The sequence below is a fragment of the Rhizobium sp. Pop5 genome (genome assembly GCF_024721175.1).
GTDB lineage: Bacteria > Pseudomonadota > Alphaproteobacteria > Rhizobiales > Rhizobiaceae > Rhizobium.
In genome coordinates this window covers 349787-370452 of the sequence record NZ_CP099398.1, presented here as the reverse complement: position 1 = coordinate 370452, position 20666 = coordinate 349787, and the positions used below count along the sequence as shown (strand labels likewise).

General features: G+C 61.1%; 14 protein-coding genes and 5 pseudogenes. 11 read left to right on the top strand and 8 right to left on the bottom strand.

All coding sequences use genetic code 11. From position 1 onward, the window contains the following. Positions 1-726 precede the first annotated feature (726 nt). From NE852_RS01735 to NE852_RS01725, 3 genes and pseudogenes are all read right to left on the bottom strand, one after another. Positions 727-1437 (bottom strand): nitrogen fixation protein NifQ, encoded by a 711-nt coding sequence (locus tag NE852_RS01735; protein WP_008536495.1) that lies wholly within the window; start codon positions 1435-1437, stop codon positions 727-729. Positions 1438-1952: 515 nt separating this feature from the next. Then, a complete protein-coding gene (locus tag NE852_RS01730; protein WP_008536498.1) occupies positions 1953-2390 on the bottom strand; it encodes a hypothetical protein in 438 nt (145 codons plus the stop codon). A gap of 1424 nt (positions 2391-3814) precedes the next feature. Beyond that, positions 3815-4087, bottom strand: a pseudogene (locus NE852_RS01725) (transposase); the annotation flags it as partial. A 70-nt stretch (positions 4088-4157) separates the two neighbouring features. On the opposite strand from NE852_RS01725, the gene NE852_RS01720 reads away from it, so the two are divergent. After that, the gene (locus NE852_RS01720; protein ID WP_037175911.1) at positions 4158-5186 is read left to right on the top strand and encodes an IS110 family transposase; all 1029 of its coding nucleotides are present in this window, start codon (positions 4158-4160) and stop codon (positions 5184-5186) included. Positions 5187-5442: 256 nt separating this feature from the next. On the opposite strand, the pseudogene NE852_RS01715 reads toward NE852_RS01720, so the two are convergent. Then, positions 5443-6362: pseudogene (locus NE852_RS01715) on the bottom strand (IS3 family transposase); the annotation flags it as partial. Positions 6363-7586: 1224 nt separating this feature from the next. On the opposite strand from NE852_RS01715, the gene NE852_RS01710 reads away from it, so the two are divergent. From NE852_RS01710 to fni, 8 genes and pseudogenes are all read left to right on the top strand, one after another. Then, a complete protein-coding gene (locus tag NE852_RS01710) occupies positions 7587-7766 on the top strand; it encodes a cytochrome P450 (protein ID WP_008536508.1) in 180 nt (59 codons plus the stop codon). A 68-nt stretch (positions 7767-7834) separates the two neighbouring features. Next, positions 7835-9115, top strand: coding sequence for a cytochrome P450 (locus NE852_RS01705; protein WP_011053445.1), 1281 nt, complete (start codon positions 7835-7837; stop codon positions 9113-9115). A 5-nt stretch (positions 9116-9120) separates the two neighbouring features. Then, the gene (locus NE852_RS01700; RefSeq protein WP_008536512.1) at positions 9121-10722 is read left to right on the top strand and encodes a cytochrome P450; all 1602 of its coding nucleotides are present in this window, start codon (positions 9121-9123) and stop codon (positions 10720-10722) included. Then, positions 10709-11551 (top strand): SDR family oxidoreductase, encoded by an 843-nt coding sequence (locus NE852_RS01695; RefSeq protein WP_008536513.1) that lies wholly within the window; start codon positions 10709-10711, stop codon positions 11549-11551. The genes NE852_RS01700 and NE852_RS01695 overlap by 14 nt, the downstream gene beginning before the upstream one ends. Beyond that, positions 11551-12894 carry a cytochrome P450 gene (locus tag NE852_RS01690; protein WP_258155599.1) on the top strand — a complete coding sequence of 448 codons (1344 nt, stop codon included), beginning with the start codon at positions 11551-11553 and terminating at the stop codon, positions 12892-12894. The genes NE852_RS01695 and NE852_RS01690 overlap by 1 nt, the downstream gene beginning before the upstream one ends. A 773-nt stretch (positions 12895-13667) precedes the next feature. Next, the gene (locus NE852_RS01685) at positions 13668-15221 is read left to right on the top strand and encodes a hypothetical protein (RefSeq protein ID WP_011053441.1); all 1554 of its coding nucleotides are present in this window, start codon (positions 13668-13670) and stop codon (positions 15219-15221) included. Next, a pseudogene (locus NE852_RS01680) lies at positions 15218-16119 on the top strand (hypothetical protein). The gene NE852_RS01685 and the pseudogene NE852_RS01680 overlap by 4 nt, the downstream one beginning before the upstream one ends. After that, positions 16106-17272 carry a type 2 isopentenyl-diphosphate Delta-isomerase gene (gene fni / locus NE852_RS01675; RefSeq protein ID WP_016737499.1) on the top strand — a complete coding sequence of 389 codons (1167 nt, stop codon included), beginning with the start codon at positions 16106-16108 and terminating at the stop codon, positions 17270-17272. The pseudogene NE852_RS01680 and the gene fni overlap by 14 nt, the downstream one beginning before the upstream one ends. Before the next feature lie 188 nt (positions 17273-17460). On the opposite strand, the gene NE852_RS01670 is transcribed toward fni, so the two are convergent. The 4 genes and pseudogenes from NE852_RS01670 to NE852_RS01655 form a co-directional block, all read right to left on the bottom strand. Then, positions 17461-18390, bottom strand: coding sequence for a polyprenyl synthetase family protein (locus tag NE852_RS01670; RefSeq protein WP_008536525.1), 930 nt, complete (start codon positions 18388-18390; stop codon positions 17461-17463). Positions 18391-19220: 830 nt separating this feature from the next. Further along, a pseudogene (locus NE852_RS32695) lies at positions 19221-19368 on the bottom strand (IS5/IS1182 family transposase); the annotation flags it as partial. A gap of 86 nt (positions 19369-19454) precedes the next feature. Continuing rightward, a complete protein-coding gene (locus tag NE852_RS01660) occupies positions 19455-19571 on the bottom strand; it encodes a transposase (protein ID WP_008536526.1) in 117 nt (38 codons plus the stop codon). A 32-nt stretch (positions 19572-19603) separates the two neighbouring features. Beyond that, the gene (locus tag NE852_RS01655) at positions 19604-19894 is read right to left on the bottom strand and encodes a hypothetical protein (protein WP_008536527.1); all 291 of its coding nucleotides are present in this window, start codon (positions 19892-19894) and stop codon (positions 19604-19606) included. Between NE852_RS01655 and NE852_RS01650 the strand changes: the two are divergent. Both NE852_RS01650 and tnpB read left to right on the top strand, forming a co-directional pair. After that, positions 19866-20027: pseudogene (locus tag NE852_RS01650) on the top strand (IS66 family insertion sequence element accessory protein TnpB); the annotation flags it as partial. The gene NE852_RS01655 and the pseudogene NE852_RS01650 sit on opposite strands and share 29 nt — an antisense overlap. A gap of 242 nt (positions 20028-20269) precedes the next feature. After that, complete coding sequence (gene tnpB / locus NE852_RS01645; protein ID WP_008536529.1) at positions 20270-20620, top strand: IS66 family insertion sequence element accessory protein TnpB; 351 nt, start codon at positions 20270-20272, stop codon at positions 20618-20620. Positions 20621-20666: the final 46 nt, after the last annotated feature.

Sequence of the window (20666 nt, the reverse complement as noted above, 5' to 3'; positions counted from 1 at the left end):
GATCGACAAACTCTTGTCTCGAAACCGCCAAACTGGATGAAGCGGCTGCGAGGTCTTGTCGGTTGGAAATCGCTTGCGTCAAAGATCAACAAATCTCGTCCGTATCCTTACATCTCAGGCGAGGGACAGAAGTAGTGTGGCAAGTCGTAGAGCCAAACAGATCGGCACCGCATTGACGGCCAATCGGCTTCGCACCGCGCGTCGGAATTAAGGCCGGATGATCAGCAGAACGCATATGAAGGCACAGTAGAGATTGTCGCTTACAACAAGCTCGCTGTTATGCTGTCTCCACGAACAAATAGGAGGAATGCCGACAGCTTGGCAGCTGAAGTCTTGCAGGCCCGGATTGTTCCGCCATTGGCGAGATTGACAACGGAGCCGGTTTCGATCGTCAGCGGGCCAAATTCTGAGGAAATGCTCGAAGGCTACAGCAAAGATCGTGAGCAAGCTATCAAGTTAAAGCGCTAGTCGCGGACGCTTTTTTCCGGCCATACGCTCAGCTCCGACAAATTGTGGATCGCGTAGTCGAATACGGCGAAGAGCTTAAGGCAATTTTAGTAGGTGCTATCAGAATTGACCGATGATCATTATCCGACGACGACATCACCGCTCATCTTTAGGAAAGTGGCATTTGCGCGTGCCCGCACAGTCGTAATATCGGGAGCATTAATCCCCCGTATCGGTTCAACGTCGCCGGACAAGCCCGCCAAGTTGCATCTGTGGCCTTCACGTTTTCAAGATCTCGCGCCCGACGAACTCTGCCGCTCCAGAAAGACTTCCGCTTTCCTCAGGGAGAAAGCATTCATTAAAATCGCCGCATTCCTTGCAGCTGGGAGCGCTACAAAGGGAAAAGCCTTCAGCTTCGCAAATCTTGCGGTAAAAATACTTCTTCCACCTCATGTTGTTGGTGTTGCCTGCCACCAGCGCCGGAAAATGCGCGAACAGCAATCTCCTAAGTTCGGCTTTGTCAAGCAAGCCGAGATCCCGCCAGAGGTGGTCTTCGCGCATGGAACGTCGCGCAATGATCTTAGCAAAACGCACGCCCTCAGGGTCGCCTGGCCGCACATGCCCTAGGAGCATATCGCGCAACAGTTGCTCCTCCGCATCAGGCACGCAATCACTCGCCTCTTGCAGGGCAAAAGCGCGGATAAGCCTTGCCGGGAAACTGCGGGCTGGTATATCCCGCAGCTCCCTAAGCGAAAGGCCGGTTGCCTCGGTCGCGGTGGCAATCCCCATCTCAATTTCTTCAAGTGCGCGCGAAAAAACGCGGAAGAGCACATAGTCATCAAAATATAACTTGAGACCCATCTGGCATGGTCGGCTGAAATAGCGTGTTTGGCAATCGTCGCAGTGGTCGACGGCTATGCCGGTTTGACGTGCGGCGTCCGCAGCTGGCACCGCCACCGTCGAGACCCCGATGTGATGCACATTTGGCATGCGCTTCGTCGCTTTCTCCAATAATCGAATTCAGTTGGCTGCTTTGATCCCCGCAAGGCGAGCATTCAAAGGTTGTGCCAGCTTGAGCAAGTGACAGTTGAAGCCGGCTTTTCAATCACTCGATCGCCCGTGCAGCGGGGAGGCGATCCCGCCTCCCAGTTATCGCCAAACGGACAAACGCAGGCTTTCAATCTGCGGCGCCGATCGAGCAGTCTGAGTGTCAATCTGAGGGAAGATCAAAGATCAATTGCTGCGCAACGACGTGTTAGCCGCCGATAGAGTTATCATATGTCTCTTCGATAGTCCTCAGAGTAGTTGGAGACCGGCACTGAACGTCTTCCGACCTTCAGTGTTGACCTTTGTCCAGTTGAACGGGAGGCCTTCGGCAACGTAGTAAACGCCGCTTTGAGGCGTCAGCTTTCCGTTTCTCGAGCCCATGTCGCCACGCTCGCGGACTCTCAGCGAATCGGCGCGATAGAGTTCATTCTCCTGGATCCTATCATTCGTCATTGCGCTCATAGGAGCACCGGGGAGCGGCGATCAATACGCACTTGCAGGCCTTCCAGTGCGCCCGCAACGATGAGGCCCTTGTTCGCCACTCGGTCCATCGGAACAAACACAGGATCAAGCACCGGCCGGCAACATTCAAAACGTCGCGCGGCTTCCGTCATCGTTATTGACGGCGAACGATAAGGTTTACTACCATCGCCTCCCAAAAGCGCTATCTGCCCGGCAAGAGGGATCGGGTACCCGTCAAAGATCGTAAAGGCGGTTAACCCAACTCGCAAAGCTTCTTCGCCAACAAATAGCGAGTGCATGTCGTCGAAGCGGATCATCTGAATAAGATCACTGCCAATTAAACCGGCGATCGATGCAATGCTGTTGCGATCAGGGAGCTCAGCGGCGCGAAAGATCGCACTTTCTGGCTCCAACAGATACACAAAATTTTCCATATCCTTGCCTTCTAAATTCTTGAAAAGAGCTCGTGCCCAGCTGCTTTTGACGGGAGCGAAAGCGACTCGTGCATCAACTTGGGATAGCGACAACGCGCGGCAATATGCAGATTTCAGCGTGCTGTGTAAATGGTCCTGCGCCAATTCGGTTCGGTTCAATTCAAGCCAGGCTCCGGACGCGTCGCTCCGATGTCGCCCAGCCAGTTGATTCTATTGAGATATTTTAATGGGCGTGTTTTTATTCCGGCCAGCCCCCATACCAACTCCGGGCCAAACATGAACGCGACGATGTTAGACCATACCGGCAGCCGCGAGTCGACTAAGCGGGTTCAGCAATCGAACGCGGCGGCCATCGGCGTCGCCGCACGTATGGCTCGAATTTGTCCCAAATTTGCGGAACGGGATCCCGACCTTGGGCAAACTATGCAAACGGGTGCGTGTTCCAAGTTTGACGAGATCTGTACGTTGTACGAATACCCGGCAGAATTAGAAATCATTTCCCATGCTGCAGACGCGAGAGCCTGAACTCGAAGCTAACGAGTGGAGCTTCTATCAAGGCACCCCTTACGACGTATAAAGCAGAAAGAAAATTTGCAATCGGCGAGTTCCATCCGAGCATCACGACATTTGGCTAGCGCAACCGGGGCAACAGCCGCGCTCACTGTTGGCTGACTTAAAGTGTGCTGAAAGCCGCGGTCGCGAGTTCGCGCTCGGTCCCCAGGCGTTTTCGGTGCCGCGTTTTTAGCGTTATTCAAAACGCGGATGATGGCATCCAATCAATCTATTTTGCCTGATTAGCGACCTTGGTGCATGACCAAGGTGTCTCACCAAACAAGCCGATCGCGACCTCAGCGGAGAACGTACAAAAATGCAATAGATAGGAAGCGGCAGATTTTATTGCGTATCCCGGAGAGATACTGGCGCCGCCTTGTTGCTCGCTATGGCGGCGGCCTTCGGAGTCTGGCGAACAGGATTTGCCGAGTCGGAAGCCGCGAAAGAAGAAGTCGTCACTTTGGCGTATTCGCGCTGACCCAACTTTTGGCAACCTATGGCACTCACGGCGAAGTCATGCACGTTCATAGCGTGGACGAATCGGGCGAAACGTCAGCGTCGACGCAGTTCAAGTATTGGACGAACGAACGGGAGCAAGGCCTTGTCCTTTAGAACTTTTTTTTGCATCATGCTACTGGTCACGTGCACCAGCGCTGTTTCGGCCTACGCCGCGTCGCTTTCCATCTTCAAAGCGTTCGCCGTAACACTAGCGGCTTCGGTTTTCCTTCAGGTCGTTTATTTCTTGAGCCTGCTATTTATGTCCTTCCGGCCCACGCGCGAGAGCGACAGGTCGATACATTCAGGAACTCGGCAGGCAAACCAGCCACAAAAACATGATCGCGATGAAACTGAGCTGACCTGCCACTGAATTTTCATCCGGCGGCGATTAGAGCCTCGGCGGTTTTGAATACGCCAAGTGGCGCGGTGTGAGCAACCGGCGGAAACGCGAAGCCTTCATCTTGCGCAGCGTTGGAGCCGGTTGCGGCGATGGTCCCGGCATAATCTGCCGGGGTCTGATATCCGAGCGATTAGTGCGGCCGGAAATTATTGTGATCGTCCGCCCATTCGGCAATGGCGCTTCGGGCATGATTGAGGCCAAAGAACAGGCTTTCATTGAGCAGTTCGTCGCGCATCCGACCATTGATGGGGAAGACGGCCCCGCTCCGAACCGGTTGGTCGTATGATGATGCGCCAACTCAAACAGGAGCCACTGATATGATCGCCAGCACGATAGGCCTTGATCTGGCCAAACATAACTTTCACGTCCATGCGGTGGATGCCGACGGTTCAGTGATCAAAACCGCGGCGCTCCGGCGAAGCGAGATGATCAAGTTCTTTCAGCGTGCAAGGCCATGCGTTGTTGGTGTCGAAGCTTGTGCCACGGCGCACTACTGGGCTCGGGAGCTGATGAAGCTCGGTCACGAGGTTAGGTTGATACCGCCTTCGTATGTGAAGCCGTTTGTACGGCGCGGCGCGAAGAATGACGCCGCGGACGCTGCAGCCATCTGTGAGGCTGTTCGGCGACCCGATATGCGCTTCGTTCCGGTAAAGTCTGAGGCTAACCAGAGCTTCCTGATGCTACATCGAGCTAGAGGTCTGCTGGTACGGCAACGGACCATGACGGTATGTGCGATCCGCGCTCATCTCGCCGAATTCGGAATCATCTTCGGCCAAGGTCGACAACGCATCGAGACCATAATGCCGATGATAGAGGAAGTTGCGGCCTCGTTGCCAGAACATGCTCGGTATGCGTTGACCAGCTTGATCGGATCTGTTGGCGAGTTGAACAAGCAGATCGACGGGATTGAGACGAAGCTAGCGGAAATCGGTCGTTCAGATCCGGTCTCAAATCTGCTTTCGTCGATCCCAGGGGTCGGCCCAATCACGTCTACGGCCATCGCCGCCACCATTCCGGACGCTAGGATGTTCCGCTCCGGTCGAGAGTTTGCAGCTTGGCTGGGCCTGACGCCGCGTCAAAACTCCAGTGGCGGCACCACTCGATTGGGAGGGATTACGAAACAAGGAGATGCCTACCTGCGTCATCTGCTCGTAATCGGCGCCAGGAATATAGTTCGGTATCCGAAAGCTCGAGCGAAGGTCGGGGGAGCTTGGATCGAAGCTTTACTACAACGACGACGTCCTATGATTGTGGCCGTCGCCGTGGCTAACAAACTTGCTCGGATCATCTGGGCGATGATGACAAGTGGAGAGATGTTCAGGGAGGCACGCGTCAAGACAGCATAGACAGGAAACCTCAGCGAACCGGCGTAAGGTGCAGAAGCAACAGATGGTCATCCAGCGGAGCTGGGGATCGAGCAAACCCGGAGAGCTTTAGGCGCCGCATTCAAGCGCGACCCGTTGATGAGGCCTCGATCCGCGTACTCCATCAGGGCCAGCGACCATGGTCTCGGTCGCAGACAAAGGCCGAATACATGAACGCACCCGAATGATGACCTAAACTTGCAGAAAGCCTCTTGCGCCCGCGGGGCCGTCTATACATGAAGCTCTCGGCATAGCCGTTCTGCATCGGCTTTCCCGGCGCGATGTAGTGCCAGTCGACTTTGTGATCCTTCGACCACGCGAGGATCGCATTCGAGGTGAGTTCAGTGCCGTTGTCGGAGACGATCATCCCCGGCTTGCCGCGTCGTTCGATCAGCGTCGTCAGTTCTCTGGCGACACGGCGGCCGGAGATCGACGTGTCCGGGATCGCCGCCAGGCATTCGCGCGTTACGTCATCGACGATGTTGAGCACGCGAAACCTCCTTCCGCAAGCGAACTGGTCGTGCACGAAGTCTAGCGACCATCGGGCATTGGCCTTAGCTTCGACCAGAAATCGGAGCACGCGTGCGGACAGCACGGCGTCTGGCTTTGCGCTTGCGGACAGAGAGACCCTCCTCCCGATAAAGGCGATAGATGCGATTGACCCCGGACGGTTCTCCCTCCCGCCGAAGCAGGACGAACAGTCGCCGGTAGCCGAAACGCCGCCGCTCATTGGCGAGGTCGCGCAGCTTCGCTCGCAACTCGGTTTCCGGCGGTCGGTTCGACTGATAGCGGATCGTCTTGCGGTCGGCGGATATGATCTGGCAGGCCCGCCGTTCCGAAAGACCCATGACGGTCTTCAGATGCGTGACGGCGTCACGCTTCGCGACAGGCCCTACCATTTTTTTGAAAGAAGCTCGCGGAGTGCTGCTGCGTCCAACATCTGCTCGGCGAGCAGCTTCTTCAGCCTGGCATTCTCATCTTCAAGCGCCTTCAGCCGCTTGGCCTCGGAGACTTCCAGGCCGCCGTATTTGGCTTTCCAGTTGTAAAACGTCGCTTCTGAAATCCGTGCTTGCGGCAAAGGTCGGCCGCCTTCGCACCAGCCTCCTGCTCCTTCAGCACCGCAATTATCTGCTCTTCGGTAAATCTCTGCTTCTTCATTCGTCCGTCCTTTGATGGGCCGGACTCTAATCAATTCTGGAGGAAATTCGCAGGGGCAGGTCAGAGCAGTCCAACGTCCCCCAGCTTGACCTAAGGCGTAAACGGCGCACCCCTTAGTTAGCGGTGTAGGTATTGACCCAATTCATCAGGCTAAAGCTCAATTCGATGTCATGGAACTACTCAACAACCTCCAGCAACCGAGGACCGCTTTCTTCACCACGGTGCGGCGGTCCATGAGATGCTGCATTGGTCTCCCGATTGCTTCATCTTCGGCAGGAGGCTTCTGGATTGGGCATCGTCTGGTTTAGAAAGCACCTCCGACTCAGGCGACTGTTGCCGACCGCCGCTCCTGATTAGATGACATGTTTCCGGAAGAGAACATGCTTCGAAGTTTGAGCGTTTCCCGTTGCCTTTTCTACCTACGCCGATCGAGAAGCTCGACCGTCTCGGTAAGCGCGGGGGTGGAAACATTAAGAACAACGTCAACGAGATGACTACAAGCTCAGAACTTGCATTTGGCGGAAATAAGCTCCGCAAACTTTACTACCGGAGGGTCGAGGCGGGTCCAGTCTGATTTGCCCAGAGCCGGCGCTTTTAACGCGGCGGCCTCGGCGCAGTCGACGACGTTCCCGCCCATCGGACGAAAACTGGCGGGGCAACTTCGACGTCGAAGATGGCGCGGATTGTTGCACGAAAGCCCGCCGCGAGGGCATCCCATGCAGGTCGCCGACTATCGGACGCAGACCGGCTTAGAGCAGTCTTTTGTCAGACATGTACTCCGCGGTTGTCGGCATTGAGACTGAATGGCGGGAGCTTGACACTACGCGCTGCTACGAAATGCCTGCTGAACCCACGAATTCACTTCGGCACGCGATTTGCTCTGGTCACGGTATGTCGCCAATCGCAGCGCGATGGTCTTCGGGCGGCGCATCGCTGTTCGCGTCTCGTGAGTTCCGATGGTTTGCTGGGCAATGATAGTGGCTCGGTTGTGTGTGCCGGGAAAATGTGAGGAGTGTTAGATGCGATCTAGAGTTCTTCGTTTGCGACCCACAACAATCGCCCACGTCGCGAGCGGTACAGCCAAAGCGGCAGACCTTGAGCCAGGCGGGAAGCCGGGGGTGTGGGACTGGACTGGAAGTTCTGTTTGCGGACGGGTCGGTGGGCGGGTGCGGTCGAACCTGCTGCGCCAATTCCTACGGTCGGCCGACCTATGGCGATACCGACATGTTCGATTTCAACCGGCTGCAAAACCCGCACCTGCCGCTCGGCCAGGGGCCGCATCTGTGCCTGGGCGCTGCGCTGGCGCGCCTGGAATTGGGAAGTGTCTTCCCCCCGCCGTTCGTGCGGCCGGAGGATCTGGCGCTGGCAATCGCCGCAGAGGGCGTGGTCTACACGTTGCCTTAACTCATTTGCTGCCCGCAGTCTGCCCATCATCTTCCGCCCCTTCCGGGCTTAAAGAGTGAAGCGTCACCATGTCCGAACAATCCTTGCCGACGCTGCCGATGTGGCGGGTCGATCACATCGAGCCCTCGCCCGAGATGTTAGCGCTACGCGCCAAAGGTCCGATCCACCGCGTGCGCCTTCCGTCCGGGCACGAATGCTGGTGGGTGACAGGCTATGACGAGGCCAAGGCGGTGCTGTCTGACGCGGCATTCCTGCCCGCGGGAATGCCTCCGGCGGATTTCACCCCCGATTCGGTCATTCTCGGTTCGCCGGGATGGCTGGTCTCGCACGAAGGGGACGAGCATGCTCGGTTACGCACGATCGTGGCGCCGGCCTTCAGCAACAGCAGGGTGAAGCTGCTTACGCAGCAGGTCGAGGCGATCACCGTGCAGTTGTTCGATACGCTGGCGGTTCAGCCCCAGCCCGCAGACTTGCGACGCCATCTCTCCTTTCCGCTTCCGGCCAAGGTAATCAGCGCGCTGATGGGCGTGCCCTTCGAGGAACACGCCTTTTTCGCAGGGCTCTCCGACGAGGTGATGACGCACCAGCATGAAAGCGGCCCGCGCAGCGCGTCCGGCCTGGCCTGGGAAGAGCTCCGCGCCTACATCCACGGCAAAATACGGGGCAAGCGACAGGATCCGGGCGATAACCTGCTGACGGATCTGCTAGCCGCGGTCGACCAGGGCAAAGCGACCGAGGAAGAGGCGATCGGCCTCGCGGCGGGCGTGCTGGTGGCGGGGCACGAGAGCACCGTCGCGCAGATCGAATTCGGCCTGCTGGCCATGTTTCGCCATCCGCAACAGCGCGAACGCCTGGTCCGCGATCCTTCCCTGGTTGACAAGGCGGTGGAAGAAATACTGCGCATGTATTCGCCTGGCGCGGGGTGGGACGGCATCATGCGCTATCCCCGGACCGACGTTACCATCGCGGGCGTGCATATACCCGCGGAGAGCAAAGTACTGGTCGGCCTGCCGGCGACCTCGTTTGATCCGTGCCATTTCAAAGACCCGGAAGTCTTCGACATCGGACGCGACGCAAATCCCCACCTGGCGTTCTCCTACGGGCAGCACAATTGCATCGGGGCGGCGCTGGCGAGGCTGGAACTGAAGGCCATATTCGGTTCGATCTTCCAGCGCTTTCCCGCGTTGCGCCTGGCCGTGGCGCCCGAAGAACTGAAGTTGCGCAAGGAGATCATCACCGGCGGGTTCGAGGAGATGCCGGTGCTCTGGTGCGGACGCCCCCCGGCATCGCAATCTTCTCATTTGGCGGCGCCTGGCGCGCACCGGTCAGATCAGCCACTCGACAGGTAATCAAGATGGACGTGCAAGACACCACGGCAGCATGCCACGACGCCTTCGCCGAGCTGGCGTCGCCAGCATGCATCCAAGACCCGTACCCGTTCATGCGGTGGTTGCGAGGGCACGATCCGGTGCACCGCGCGGCGTCGGGCCTCTTTCTGTTGAGCCGCCACGCCGACATCTACTGGGCGTTCAAGGCTACGGGCGATGCGTTTCGGGGGCCGGCGCCATCCGAACTGGCGCGCTATTTCCCGCGTGCGGCGAGCAGCCTGTCGCTCAATCTGCTGGCGTCTACGCTAGCCATGAAGGAACCACCGACGCATACGCGTCTGCGCCGGCTGATTTCGCGCGATTTCACCGTGGGCCAGATCGACAACCTGCGGCCGAGCATCGCGCGCATCGTCGCAGCTCGCCTGGATGGCATGGCGCCCGCACTGGAGCGAGGAGAGGCGGTGGACCTGCATCGGGAATTCGCACTGGCCTTGCCCATGCTTGTCTTCGCTGAATTGTTCGGCATGCCCCAAGACGACGTTTTCGAGCTCTCAGCGATCGTCAGCGCCATTCTAGAAGGCCTGAGCCCGCACGCCAGCGATCCACAGCTCGCCGCGGCGGACGTGGCCAGCGCCAGGGTGAAGGCCTATTTCGGCGACCTCATACTGCGCAAGCGCGCCGATCCCCGCCGCGACATCGTGTCGACACTGGTCGGCGCACACACCGACGACGCCGATACGCTCTCGGACGCGGAGTTGATCAGCATGCTGTGGGGCATGTTGCTGGGCGGCTTCGCCACCACTGCTGCGACTATCGACCATGCGGTGCTGGCGATGCTGGCCTACCCCGAGGAGCGGCACTGGCTGCAGGGAGACGCCGCAGGGGTGGAGGCATTTGTAGAAGAAGTACTGCGCTGCGAGGCGCCCGCCATGTTCAGCTCCATTCCGCGTATCGCCCAGCGCGACATCGAACTGCATGGCGTGGTGATCCCGAAGGACGCGGACGTGCGCGTGCTGATCGCGGCCGGCAATCGCGACCCGGACGCTTTCGCTGATCCCGACCGCTTCGATCCGGTGCGGTTCTACGGCACCAGGCCTGGCATGTCGAGCGACGGAAAGATTATGCTGAGCTTCGGCCACGGCATCCACTTCTGCCTAGGTGCTCAACTCGCCAGGGTGCAACTGGCCGAGAGCCTGCCGCAGATCCAGGCTCGCTTCCCCACGTTGGCCTTGGCCGAGCAGCCGACCCGGGAGCCCTCAGCGTTCCTTAGGACGTTCCGCGCGCTGCCGGTGCGGCTGCACGCGCAGGCGGCGGCTGAGGTTCGCGTCGTGGTCGACCAGGACCTGTGCGGAACCACTGGTCAGTGCGTGTTGACGCTGCCGGGCACCTTTCGTCAGCGCGAGCCGGACGGCGTGGCGGAAGTGTGCATGGCGACGGTCCCGCAGGCGCTGCACGCCGCCGTGCGCCTAGCAGCCAGCCAGTGCCCGGTCGCGGCCATTCGGGTGATCGAAAGCGAAGCCGGCGATGACCATTGCACCAACCCCGGCCCTACGCCCTCTCCGGCAGACGCTGAGCGACATGCAGCGAAAGACCTACGCAATCCAGGAGAACATGATGGAACGATTTAAAGGCAAGGTGGCCGTGGTGACCGGCGCCGGCGCCGGGATCGGCAAGGCATGCGCCCTCGCCATCGCGCGCGAGGGCGGCAGAGTGGTGGTGGCCGACATTGATGGCCCCGCTGCCATCGCCTGCACCGCACAGATCGCAGCCGAAGCGGGCCAAGCGCTGGCCGTGGCCATGGACATCGCAGATGCGCAGGCGGTGGCAGAGCTGTTCAAAACGGCGAAGCGGCGCTTCGGTGGGGTCGACGTGCTTGTGAACAATGCGAGCGCCATGCATTTGACTCCGCACGACCGCGCGATCCTCGACCTGGACGTGGCGGTCTGGGACCAGACCATGGCGACCAATTTGCGCGGCACGCTCCTTTGCTGCCGGCAGGCCATCCCACAAATGATCGGCCGTGGTGGTGGCGCGATCGTGAACATGTCATCGTGCCAAGGGCTCAGCGGCGACACCGCACTGACGTCATACGCCGCGTCGAAGGCCGCAATGAACATGCTGTCGGCCTCGCTTGCCACCCAATACGGACACGCGAAGATCCGCTGCAACGCGGTTGCGCCAGGTCTTGTCATGACCGAACGTCTCTTCGCCAAGCTGGACGAGTGCATGCAACGGCATCTACACCGGCACCAGCTCCTGCCGCACGTCGGCCGCCCCGAGGACGTAGCCGCGCTGGTCGCGTTCCTGCTCTCGGAGGAGGCTGCGTTCATCACCGGCCAGGTGGTGTGTATCGACGGCGGCATGTTGGCGCATGTTCCAACCTACGCCGACGGTGGCAACAGCGCGGCTCGGCCGGCCGGTGACGCCGCCGAAGCAGCCGCAGCGTCGCATTGGTGATGGACATGCTGCTCAACCCGCTGAACCGCTGGCGCCGGCTACGGGACGACATCCCGGTCATGCCTGGCGCTTTCTCCCTGGTCGGGCATCTTCCCGCCATCGTCTGCGATCTGCCGCGCCTGCTGCGGCGCGCGGAAAGGACCCTAGGCAGCCACTTCTGGCTGGACTTCGGCCCGGCCGGACACCTGATGACATGCCTGGATCCAGATGCGCTCGCATTGCTCCGGCACAAGGAAGTGTCCTCGGCACTGATCGAAGAGATGGCGCCCGACATCCTTGGCGGAACGTTGGTCACTTTGGACGGTAGCGCGCACCGGCAGGCGCGCGATGGGATAAAAGCGGCGTTTCTGCCGAGGGGTCTGACCGAGGCCGGCATTGGCGAGCTGTTCGAACCAATTATTAGGGCTCAGGTCAAGGCGTGGCGCGACCGCGGTGAAGTCGCTATCCTGCCAGACACCCGCAACCTGATGCTCAAACTCACCTTCAGTCTCATGGGCATCCCCGCCCAAGACCTGTCGGAGTGGCATCGCAAGTATCGGCAACTGCTACAATTGATGGTCGCGCCCCCGATCGACCTGCCGGGGATGCCCTTGCGACGCGGCCGCGCCGCCCGCGATTGGATCGACGCGCAGTCGCGCCAGTTCATCCGGGACGCGCGCGCGCGCGCCGCGCGCACCGGGTTGATCAACGACATGGTGAGCGCCTTCGATTGCAGCGATGGCGCGCTCTCCGATGACGTCCTGGTCGCCAATATCCGCTTGCTGCTGCTTGCCGGCCACGAGACCTCCGCCTCGACGATAGCCTGGATGGTGATCGAGCTGGCGCAGCATCCAGAGCTGTGGGACGCCCTGGTCGAAGAGGCGCAACGCGTGGGCGCGGTGCCGACCGGGCACGAGGACCTGGCGCAATGTCCGGTCGCAGAGGCGCTGTTTCGGGAGACGCTACGAATGCATCCGGCTTCCTCGCTCGTACCGCGTCGCGCGATGCAGGAATTACAACTCGGCCAGCGGCGCATTCCTTCGGGCACTCATTTGTGCATCCCACTACTGCATTTCTCGACCTCGCCGCTGCTGCACGAAGCGCCCGATCAGTTCCGTCTGGGGCGGTGGCTGCAACGCACGGAGCCGATCCGGCCGGTGGACATGCTGCAGTTCGGTGCCGGCCCACACGTCTGCATGGGCTATCACCTTGTATGGCTGGAGCTGGTGCAGTTCAGCATCGCCTTGGCATTGACCATGCAGGAGGCCGGGGTGCGGCCGCGATTGATGAGCGGCGTCGAAAAAGGCCGGCGCTATTACCCGACCGCACATCCGTCCATGACAGTCCGCATCGGATTCTCGTGAGCTGGGATCCTCTGCCCCGTGTCAAGAGGCAGCGGCGACGACGATGGGCGGCATTGCTGCACTCGGCGCGCGCGCGCGGTGCGACGCCGGCAGCACCGCGGCGGCTCGCCGCTCGCCGCGGCATTCTCTGTCAGGTAGAAGGAGATGAACAACATGCAGAAGGGTTCCACGCTAAACGACGACCGAACTGGCGTTTCCCCGTTCGGCGGATCGGGCGCGCAGGCGTGCGGCGGACTGCCGGTGCGCGCGTCCATAGGCATTGGCGCGCTATGCGCCGTCGCGGAGGATGCCGCGCTTTACTCTGTACCGCGCACTGGATCGCTATCGCGCCTGTTTCGGCCTTGTATTGTAGGTGGTCGAGGATGACACGCCAGCGGATGACGCGACGCTGGGCAAGCCCCCGGCAAGCATGCGGCGGAGAAGAAAGCAACCGGCGTGCCGATCACGAAGCTGCATGCAGCGCCCCAGTCAGTGCCGGGCCTATGGCCAGAGGCCGAGGAAGCCATCACCTCGCTGCGCCCGCGTGCGGAGCGGTTGGCGCAGGCCGTGCAGCGGGCCAAAAGGGTATCTGTTCAAGCACGCGCCGTGCGCATTGGCGCCGGTCCGCACGGAGGCGCCGCCGTACCGCTGCGATCGGCCGGCGGCACCGCTAGATGCTACATTGTGTTCGATTCCACGGCGCAGATCGGAGCGGTTGCCCACCGCGGACCGCCGCCAGCATAGGTGCGCTTCGCCGCGCTTCTCGTCAACTGCCTGCAGAGGGAACATCCCGCATGAGTGCGCTGTCCGAACAGATCCTTTCTGAATTGCGCCACTTGCTGAACGAGACGCGCGATGGCGGCAGCGTGAGTCCGTCCGTTTACGACACGGCGCGCGTTTTGCAGTTCAGCGGCAACGTCACCGGTCGGCAGAACGGATACGCGTGGCTCATGGCGCAGCAACAGGCCGATGGCGGGTGGGGAAGTGCTGACTTCCCACTGTTCCGCCATGTACCCACGTGGGCGGCGTTGCTTGCATTGCGGCGTGCCGATCCTCTTCCCGGCGCTGCGGACGCAGTTCAGGCTGCAACGCGGTTCCTCGAGCGCCAGCCGGATCCCTACGCGGATGCGGTGCCGGAAGACGCGCCGGTAGGCGCGGAGCTGATCCTGCCGCAGATCTCCGGCGAGGCCACATCCTTGGTGGGCGACGTGGTGTTTCCGCGCTACCCGGCGCTGTTGCCGTTGCGGCAAGCGTGCCTGGTTAAGTTGGGGACGGTGGGACCGCTGCCGAGCGGCCATCCGTTGTTGCACTCCTGGGAAGCCTGGGGGACGTCGCCGACCACGGCATGCCTGGACGACGACGGCAGCATCGGCATCAGCCCGGCGGCAACCGCCGCGTGGCGTGCGCACGCCCTCACACAGGCGAGCGCGCCACAGGTCGAGCGTGCCGACAGGTATCTTCAGGCCGCATCGCGCGCGGCGCGCAGCGGCATCGAAGGTGTCGTTCCCAGCGTCTGGCCGATCAACGTGTTCGAGCCATGCTGGTCGCTGTACACTCTGCATCTGGCCGGGTTGTTTTCGCATCCCGCGCTCGCCGAGGCGGTGCGCGTGATCGTCGCGCAGCTCGATGCCTGTCTGGGCGTGCGCGGTCTGGGTCCGGCCTTGCACTTCGCGGCCGATGCGGACGACACTGCTGTTGCGTTGTGCATCCTGCACCTAGCAGGACGCAACCCGGCTGCCAACGCGTTGCGCCACTTCGAAATCGGCGGGCTGTTCGTTACCTTCCCCGGCGAGCGCAATGCCTCGGTGTCGACCAACATCCACGCCCTGCATGCGTTCAGACTGTTGGGAAAGCCCACCGCCGGTACCAGCGCTTACCTTGAGGCCAATCGCAACGCGGACGGTCTATGGGACAATGACAAATGGCATGTTTCGTGGCTGTATCCCACCGCGCATGCAATCGCTGCGCTCGCGCAAGGCGCGCCCCAGTGGCGCGACGAGCGCGCGCTGGCGGCGCTGTTGCAGGCGCAGCGCGACGACGGCGGCTGGGGCGCGGGTCGCGCGTCAACATTTGAGGAAACCGCCTATGCGCTGTTCGCGTTGCACGTGATGGATGGGCGCGAAGAGCCGACAGGGCGCGCCCGCATCGCGCTGGCGGTCGCGCACGCGCTGGAGTGGATGCTCGCTCGCCATGAGGCGCATGAATTGCCGCAGACGCCGCTGTGGATCGGCAAGGAATTGTATTGCCCGACCCGGGTCGTGCGCGTGATCGAACTCGCCGGCTTGTGGCTGGCTCTTCGTTGGGGGCGGCGCATCCCGACCGAGGGAGCAGGAGGAATGGCGCAATGATCCCGACGGAAAGCGCGCTGCAGCAAGTACTGGAGTGGGGGCGTTCCCTGACCGGATTCGCCGACGAGCATGCCGTAGAAGCAGTTAGGGGCGGACAGTACATCCTGCAGTGTATCCAACCGAGCTTGCACGATATCAGCGCCCGCACCGGCCGAGATCCGCAGGACGAAAAGCTGATCGTGGCGTTTTATCGCGAGTTGGCGCTACTGTTTTGGCTCGACGATTGCAACGACCTTGGCCTGATCGCGCCGGAGCAGCTGGCCGCGGTGGAGCAGGCGCTGGGGCAGGGCGTGCCATGCGCGGTCCCCGGTTTCGAGGGCTGCGCTGTGCTGCGCGCTTCCCTGGCCGCGCTCGCCTACGATAGGCGCGACTATACTGAGCTTCTAAACGATACCCGGTGCTACTGCGCGGCGCTGCGCGCCGGACCCGCGCAGGCGGCGGGGGCTGAACGCTGGTCGTACGCCGAATACTTGCACAATTCCATCGATTCGATCGCCTACGCGAACGTGTTCTGTTGCCTGTCGTTGCTATGGGGGCTGGACATGGCGACCCTGCGCGCGCGTCCGGCGTTTCGCCAGGTGCTGCGGCTCATCTCCACGATAGGGCGCCTGCAGAACGATCTGCATGGATGCGCCAAGGATAGGGCGGCGGGAGAAGCCGACAACGCTGCCATCCTGCTCCTGCAGCGTTATCCGGCTATGCCTGTGGAGGATTTCCTCAACGACGAGCTGGTCGGCCATGCGCGCATGCTGCACCGAGTGATGGTGAAAGAACGCTTTCCTGCACCATGGGGACCGTTAATCGAGGCCATGGCGGTCATTCGCGCGAAGTACTACCAGACCTCGATCAGCCGCTACGGCAACGATGCGGCGGGGGAGGCCAGCGTGCGCCGGCGTGAACGCGCGGGAGGCGGCGGCGTGCGCGCGGCGCCCTCGGTCCGATCCGACGCAACGCCAACGCCCAATACGGCGGATCGAGCGAGCGGGTGCGACGACGCCCTGACCCGGCGCAAGGACGACCATCTGGACCTCGTGCTGGATCGGCGAACGGCGCCAGCCACGGTCGCTGCCGGCTGGGAGCAAATCCGGTTCGAACACTGCGCACTGCCCGAGCTGGACCTGACGCAGATCGAACTGCGCACATCGCTGTTAGGCAAGCCCATACGTGCGCCGCTGCTGATCAGTTCCATGACCGGCGGAATGCCACGCGCAAAGGCCATCAATCGGCACCTGAGCGAGGCGGCGCAAGCCTTGGGGATCGCCATGTGCGTCGGTTCGCAGCGCGTGAGCCTCCAATCGCGCAATTCCCAGGGGCTGACGCGCGCCCTACGCCGCCTGGCGCCTGACATTCCCTTGCTGGCCAATATCGGCGCTGCGCAACTGCGCGAGGCCGACGGCCTTGATCTGGCGCGCCGGGCTGTCGATGCGCTGGAGGCTGATGGGCTGATCGTCCATCTCAATCCGCTGCAGGAAGTGCTACAGCCGGATGGCGACCGCGACTGGCACGGCGTACTGGCGCAGGTGGCTCGCGCCGCGCGTAGCGTGGGCGTGCCTATCGTGGCCAAAGAAGTCGGGTGGGGCCTGTCCGCCTCGGTGGCCTGCGCGCTCGTCGAGGCGGGTGTTGAGGTGATTGATGTCGCCGGAGCCGGCGGCACCAGTTGGGCCGCGGTGGAGGGCGAGCGCGCCCGCGATGCCGCCGGCCGTGCAGTGGCGATGGCGTTTGCCGATTGGGGGATCCCGACACCGGCCAGCTTGCAGGCGGTCCGTCGGGCACTGCCAACGGTGAAGCTTATCGCGTCCGGCGGGATCCGCGACGGCGTCGACGTGGCCAAGGCCATTCGCCTGGGTGCGGACATTGCCGGGCAGGCAGCCGGCGTGCTGCCGGCGGCTACGGTATCGACCGAAGCGGTCGTTGCGCATTTCGAGGTCGTCATCCGCCAGTTGGCCGTCGCCTGCTTTTGCACCGGCTCACCTGATCTGGCGACGTTGCGCCAGGCGCGCTTGTTGCCCTCCGCGCACTTGTTGCCCTCCGCGCATCCGCCAGTCGGATGATGCCGGCGTCGCCCGCTCTGTCGGCCGGCCCTCCAAGCTGGTTGCAAAAACCGCTAACGCTAAAGCTAGACCTCTAATCCACCTTGGCCCAGCGGTTCGATGCAGGGAACGAAATGTTCATGAAGCAGCTGTTGACGATGAAGCGGTAATGATGCCGCCGGCTAGGTTATGCGTACCGTAACTCGGGCTTACAAAGGCGCGCAATCCAGCGCCGTTTGTTGAATCAGACCGGCTTTTCCCGGTCCAGCCACGCCTTTGCAAAGTGCATGATTAAGCCAGTCAACGAAGGACCGTTTTTGAGGGCTGGCAGGAATGGTGTCACCTATCTGTTCGAGATACGCATAAAATCTGGCGGCTGCGCTGTCCAATCCTTGGCCGCGAACGATACTAGGTCGATTCAGCTGCGTGTCCACGGCAGGCAATTTGCCAAGCACTTCTGCGCGGCCGACTGTATCTGCGATGTCGTCGGCGATCTGATACGCGTGCCCGAGCAATTCCCCCACCTTAGACCATGGGGCCGGATCTGCACCACTTGCCAGGGCACCGCAAGTGGCCGCCGCGACAAAGAGGGAGCCGGTCTTGTAATGGTGATAGCGGTCGATTGGGACGTGCGTCATTGCCTCCATCGACTGTCCGGCGATCAGTCCGTGACTGGGGCCGACCGCCTCCGCAACCACCTCGATCATGCGCGCGCCCAACTCAGGTGTTAGCGCAGCCTGCAAGCTGAGGTATTTGAAAGCCATCACAATCAAGGCATCGCCGGTCAAAACGGCGATAGGCTCTCCGAAAAGCCGGTGCACCGTTGGTCTGCCGCGGCGTAGCGCCGCGTTATCGAAGCAAGGCAAGTCGTCATGCACCAACGAGGCACAGTGCAGCAATTCAATTGCTGCCGCGGCTCTTGTCGCCAGCTCAGGATCTTTTTCGCCGCACACATAGGAGACTTTCAAGCAGAGCTTGGGGCGCATCCGGGAGCCCCCTGGAAACACTGCCGCGTCCAGCGCTCCACGCAGGTGAGCCGGCGCAGCCGGACTTAGAGCAGTATCCATGGCAGCTCGCAGCGCTTGCTCGATGAGCTTGTCGCTATCGCCAACCACGTCGGCTTGGTGATTCGAAATCATATCGCATCTCCACTTTTGAGACGAAAACGAAAACGGGCCTAGTCCAACCGGTGCCAAACAAAAGGCCGATTTCGCTGTGTCTCTTCAGGTTCTAAGGCACCGTTAAGTTTAGCGGATTGCGGCGGCCAACATGCGGCACCGGCGTGACCAATGAAACCGTGTGCCAGTGGGAGCCTTAACTCGGCAAGGCGATCTCCCACTGGAATCCCTTGAAGCAGTCTCATTCGTGGCGACCTGACATCTGAACGTCGGTTACTTCGATCGCGCGCGAAGAACATTGGCTCCGGCGGCGCTGTCGGCCAGAATGGCATCGCTCTCAACGTCTTGGTCCAAAGCTGAAGAGGCTCCCGCGCTGAGCAGTGGCTGGTGACAAAGCTCTTTGGATCGGCTGCACGCCGCCGCGCGTGATGATCGCTGACGAGCTCCGTTCGTACGGTACGACATGGGCGAAGATGGGCCTTACATCTAAAGGTGTTGGTCATCGTCGATAGTAGCCACTGGAGCTTGGACCGGAACCATTGCTGGCAGAGATCTGGGCTCCTACAAGCAATTGGTGTGCCACCAGATCATTGTTAGTGAATGTTTCAATGGCGACAGAAGGCGTCTTCCGGTGCTCACCGTGTGTCGGGAGTCGCGGATTGTGCCACTCCGCCTAGTATTTGAACAGCGTCAACCTTGCGAGCGATCCGTCCGAAGGCCAACCCAGCATTGGAGTGATTTGGGTTGAGGTCACAATGCACGTCGGCGCTTGCATCATGCCAGCCTGTCAATGTGCGCGATCGCACACGACTGTCAGCTTTGCGTCAATTACGATCGAACCGATGCTTTTGACGTTTCACGAGGTTACGCTGCCGATAGACCCAGCGTGAGAAGACGACTGAGCCTTCCAGTTGTTCTTCGGCGCGATGTTGCCGAAGCCTTACACTCGACCGGCTTGGCGAGGATTTCAGCGCTGCCGTAGCCCTTGTCGGCCGGCAGGAAACCGCTTCGAAAAGTCGGTCCCCTACCGCCTTTTGCTAGCGGACTAAAAGGGCGGAGCAGGTGGATCTATACAGCGCTTTCTTTCAAAGCCCTGGTTGCGCCTTGTGTTCGTCAGCGATCAGGAGCGCCTTCGGCTCCACATGCTTGGCGACGGCCGCCCATGCATCCTTGCCGTTCTCGTCCAGGATCACCCGCGTCACCGTTCTGTTCGGTGCATGGCGGTTGGCCTCCCTCAGCGCCAGAACTCACATACGCTTGCCGTTCTGATTTTCCTTCTTGCGCCCGTCCTTGCGCTCTTCCTTCTTGTCACCTTGCGGAGGACGCCGCCCACATACTTGCCGTCGATCTGCACCGTACCGTGCAGCTTGATCGCATCACGGCGAAGGTCGGCTGCCTCCCGGAGCTTCTGCAGCAGGAAGTAGGCGGTCTTGTACGTACCCATCCGGCGAAGGCCGTCTGTCCTGACTTGCTGATTGGCTTTAAGTCCATGCCTTATGTCATGCGCTACAATCATTTCCCCCATTGAGGTCTTGTCCGTCGACGATCTTGGTCGCCGACGGGATTGGTCGGACGAAGAGAAGGTTCGGATCGTCGAGGAAAGTCTACAAGGCTTTCGGAAAGGCTCGGTGACGGCGCGGCGATATGGATTGTCACGGTCATTGTTGACCCGTTGGCGTCGGGAATACCGTAGTGGTCTTCTGAGCAGTTCCGCTACAACGGGCTTCGTGCCACTTACGATTTCGCCACCGGCGGCGGCATCTTGCGAGGTAGCCTCACGGCCGCGATTTGAAGACGACATGACGATCGAGATCGGCCTGCCGAATGGCCGAGGGCTGACGATCCCAGCCTCGCTTGATCCGACCATTCTTGCCCGCCTGTTGCCCGTCGTGGATGGGTCATGATCGCGTTTCCCGCGGGGGTAAAGGTGTGGATCGCGGGCGGGGTGACGGACATGCGTTGCGGCATGAACAGCCTGGCGCTGAAGGTTCAGCAAGGTCTTGGCCGCGATCCTCATGGCGGCGAAGTCTTCTGCTTCCGGGGTCGCAAGGGTGTCCTGATCAAGGTCCTCTGGCATGACGGCGTCGGCATGTCGCTTTACCTGAAGCGGCTGGAAGCTGGAAAGTTCATCTGGCCGGTCAGCCAGAATGGCTCCGCCGTGCCTGTATCGTCGGCGCAGCTCGGCTATCTCCTGGAAGGGATCGACTGGCGCAACCCGCGCTGGACGCAGCGGCCTTCGAAGGCAGGCTGACCGCCTGCATTCCTCTGTTTTTGTTGGGCTTTCGGCATGCGGCATG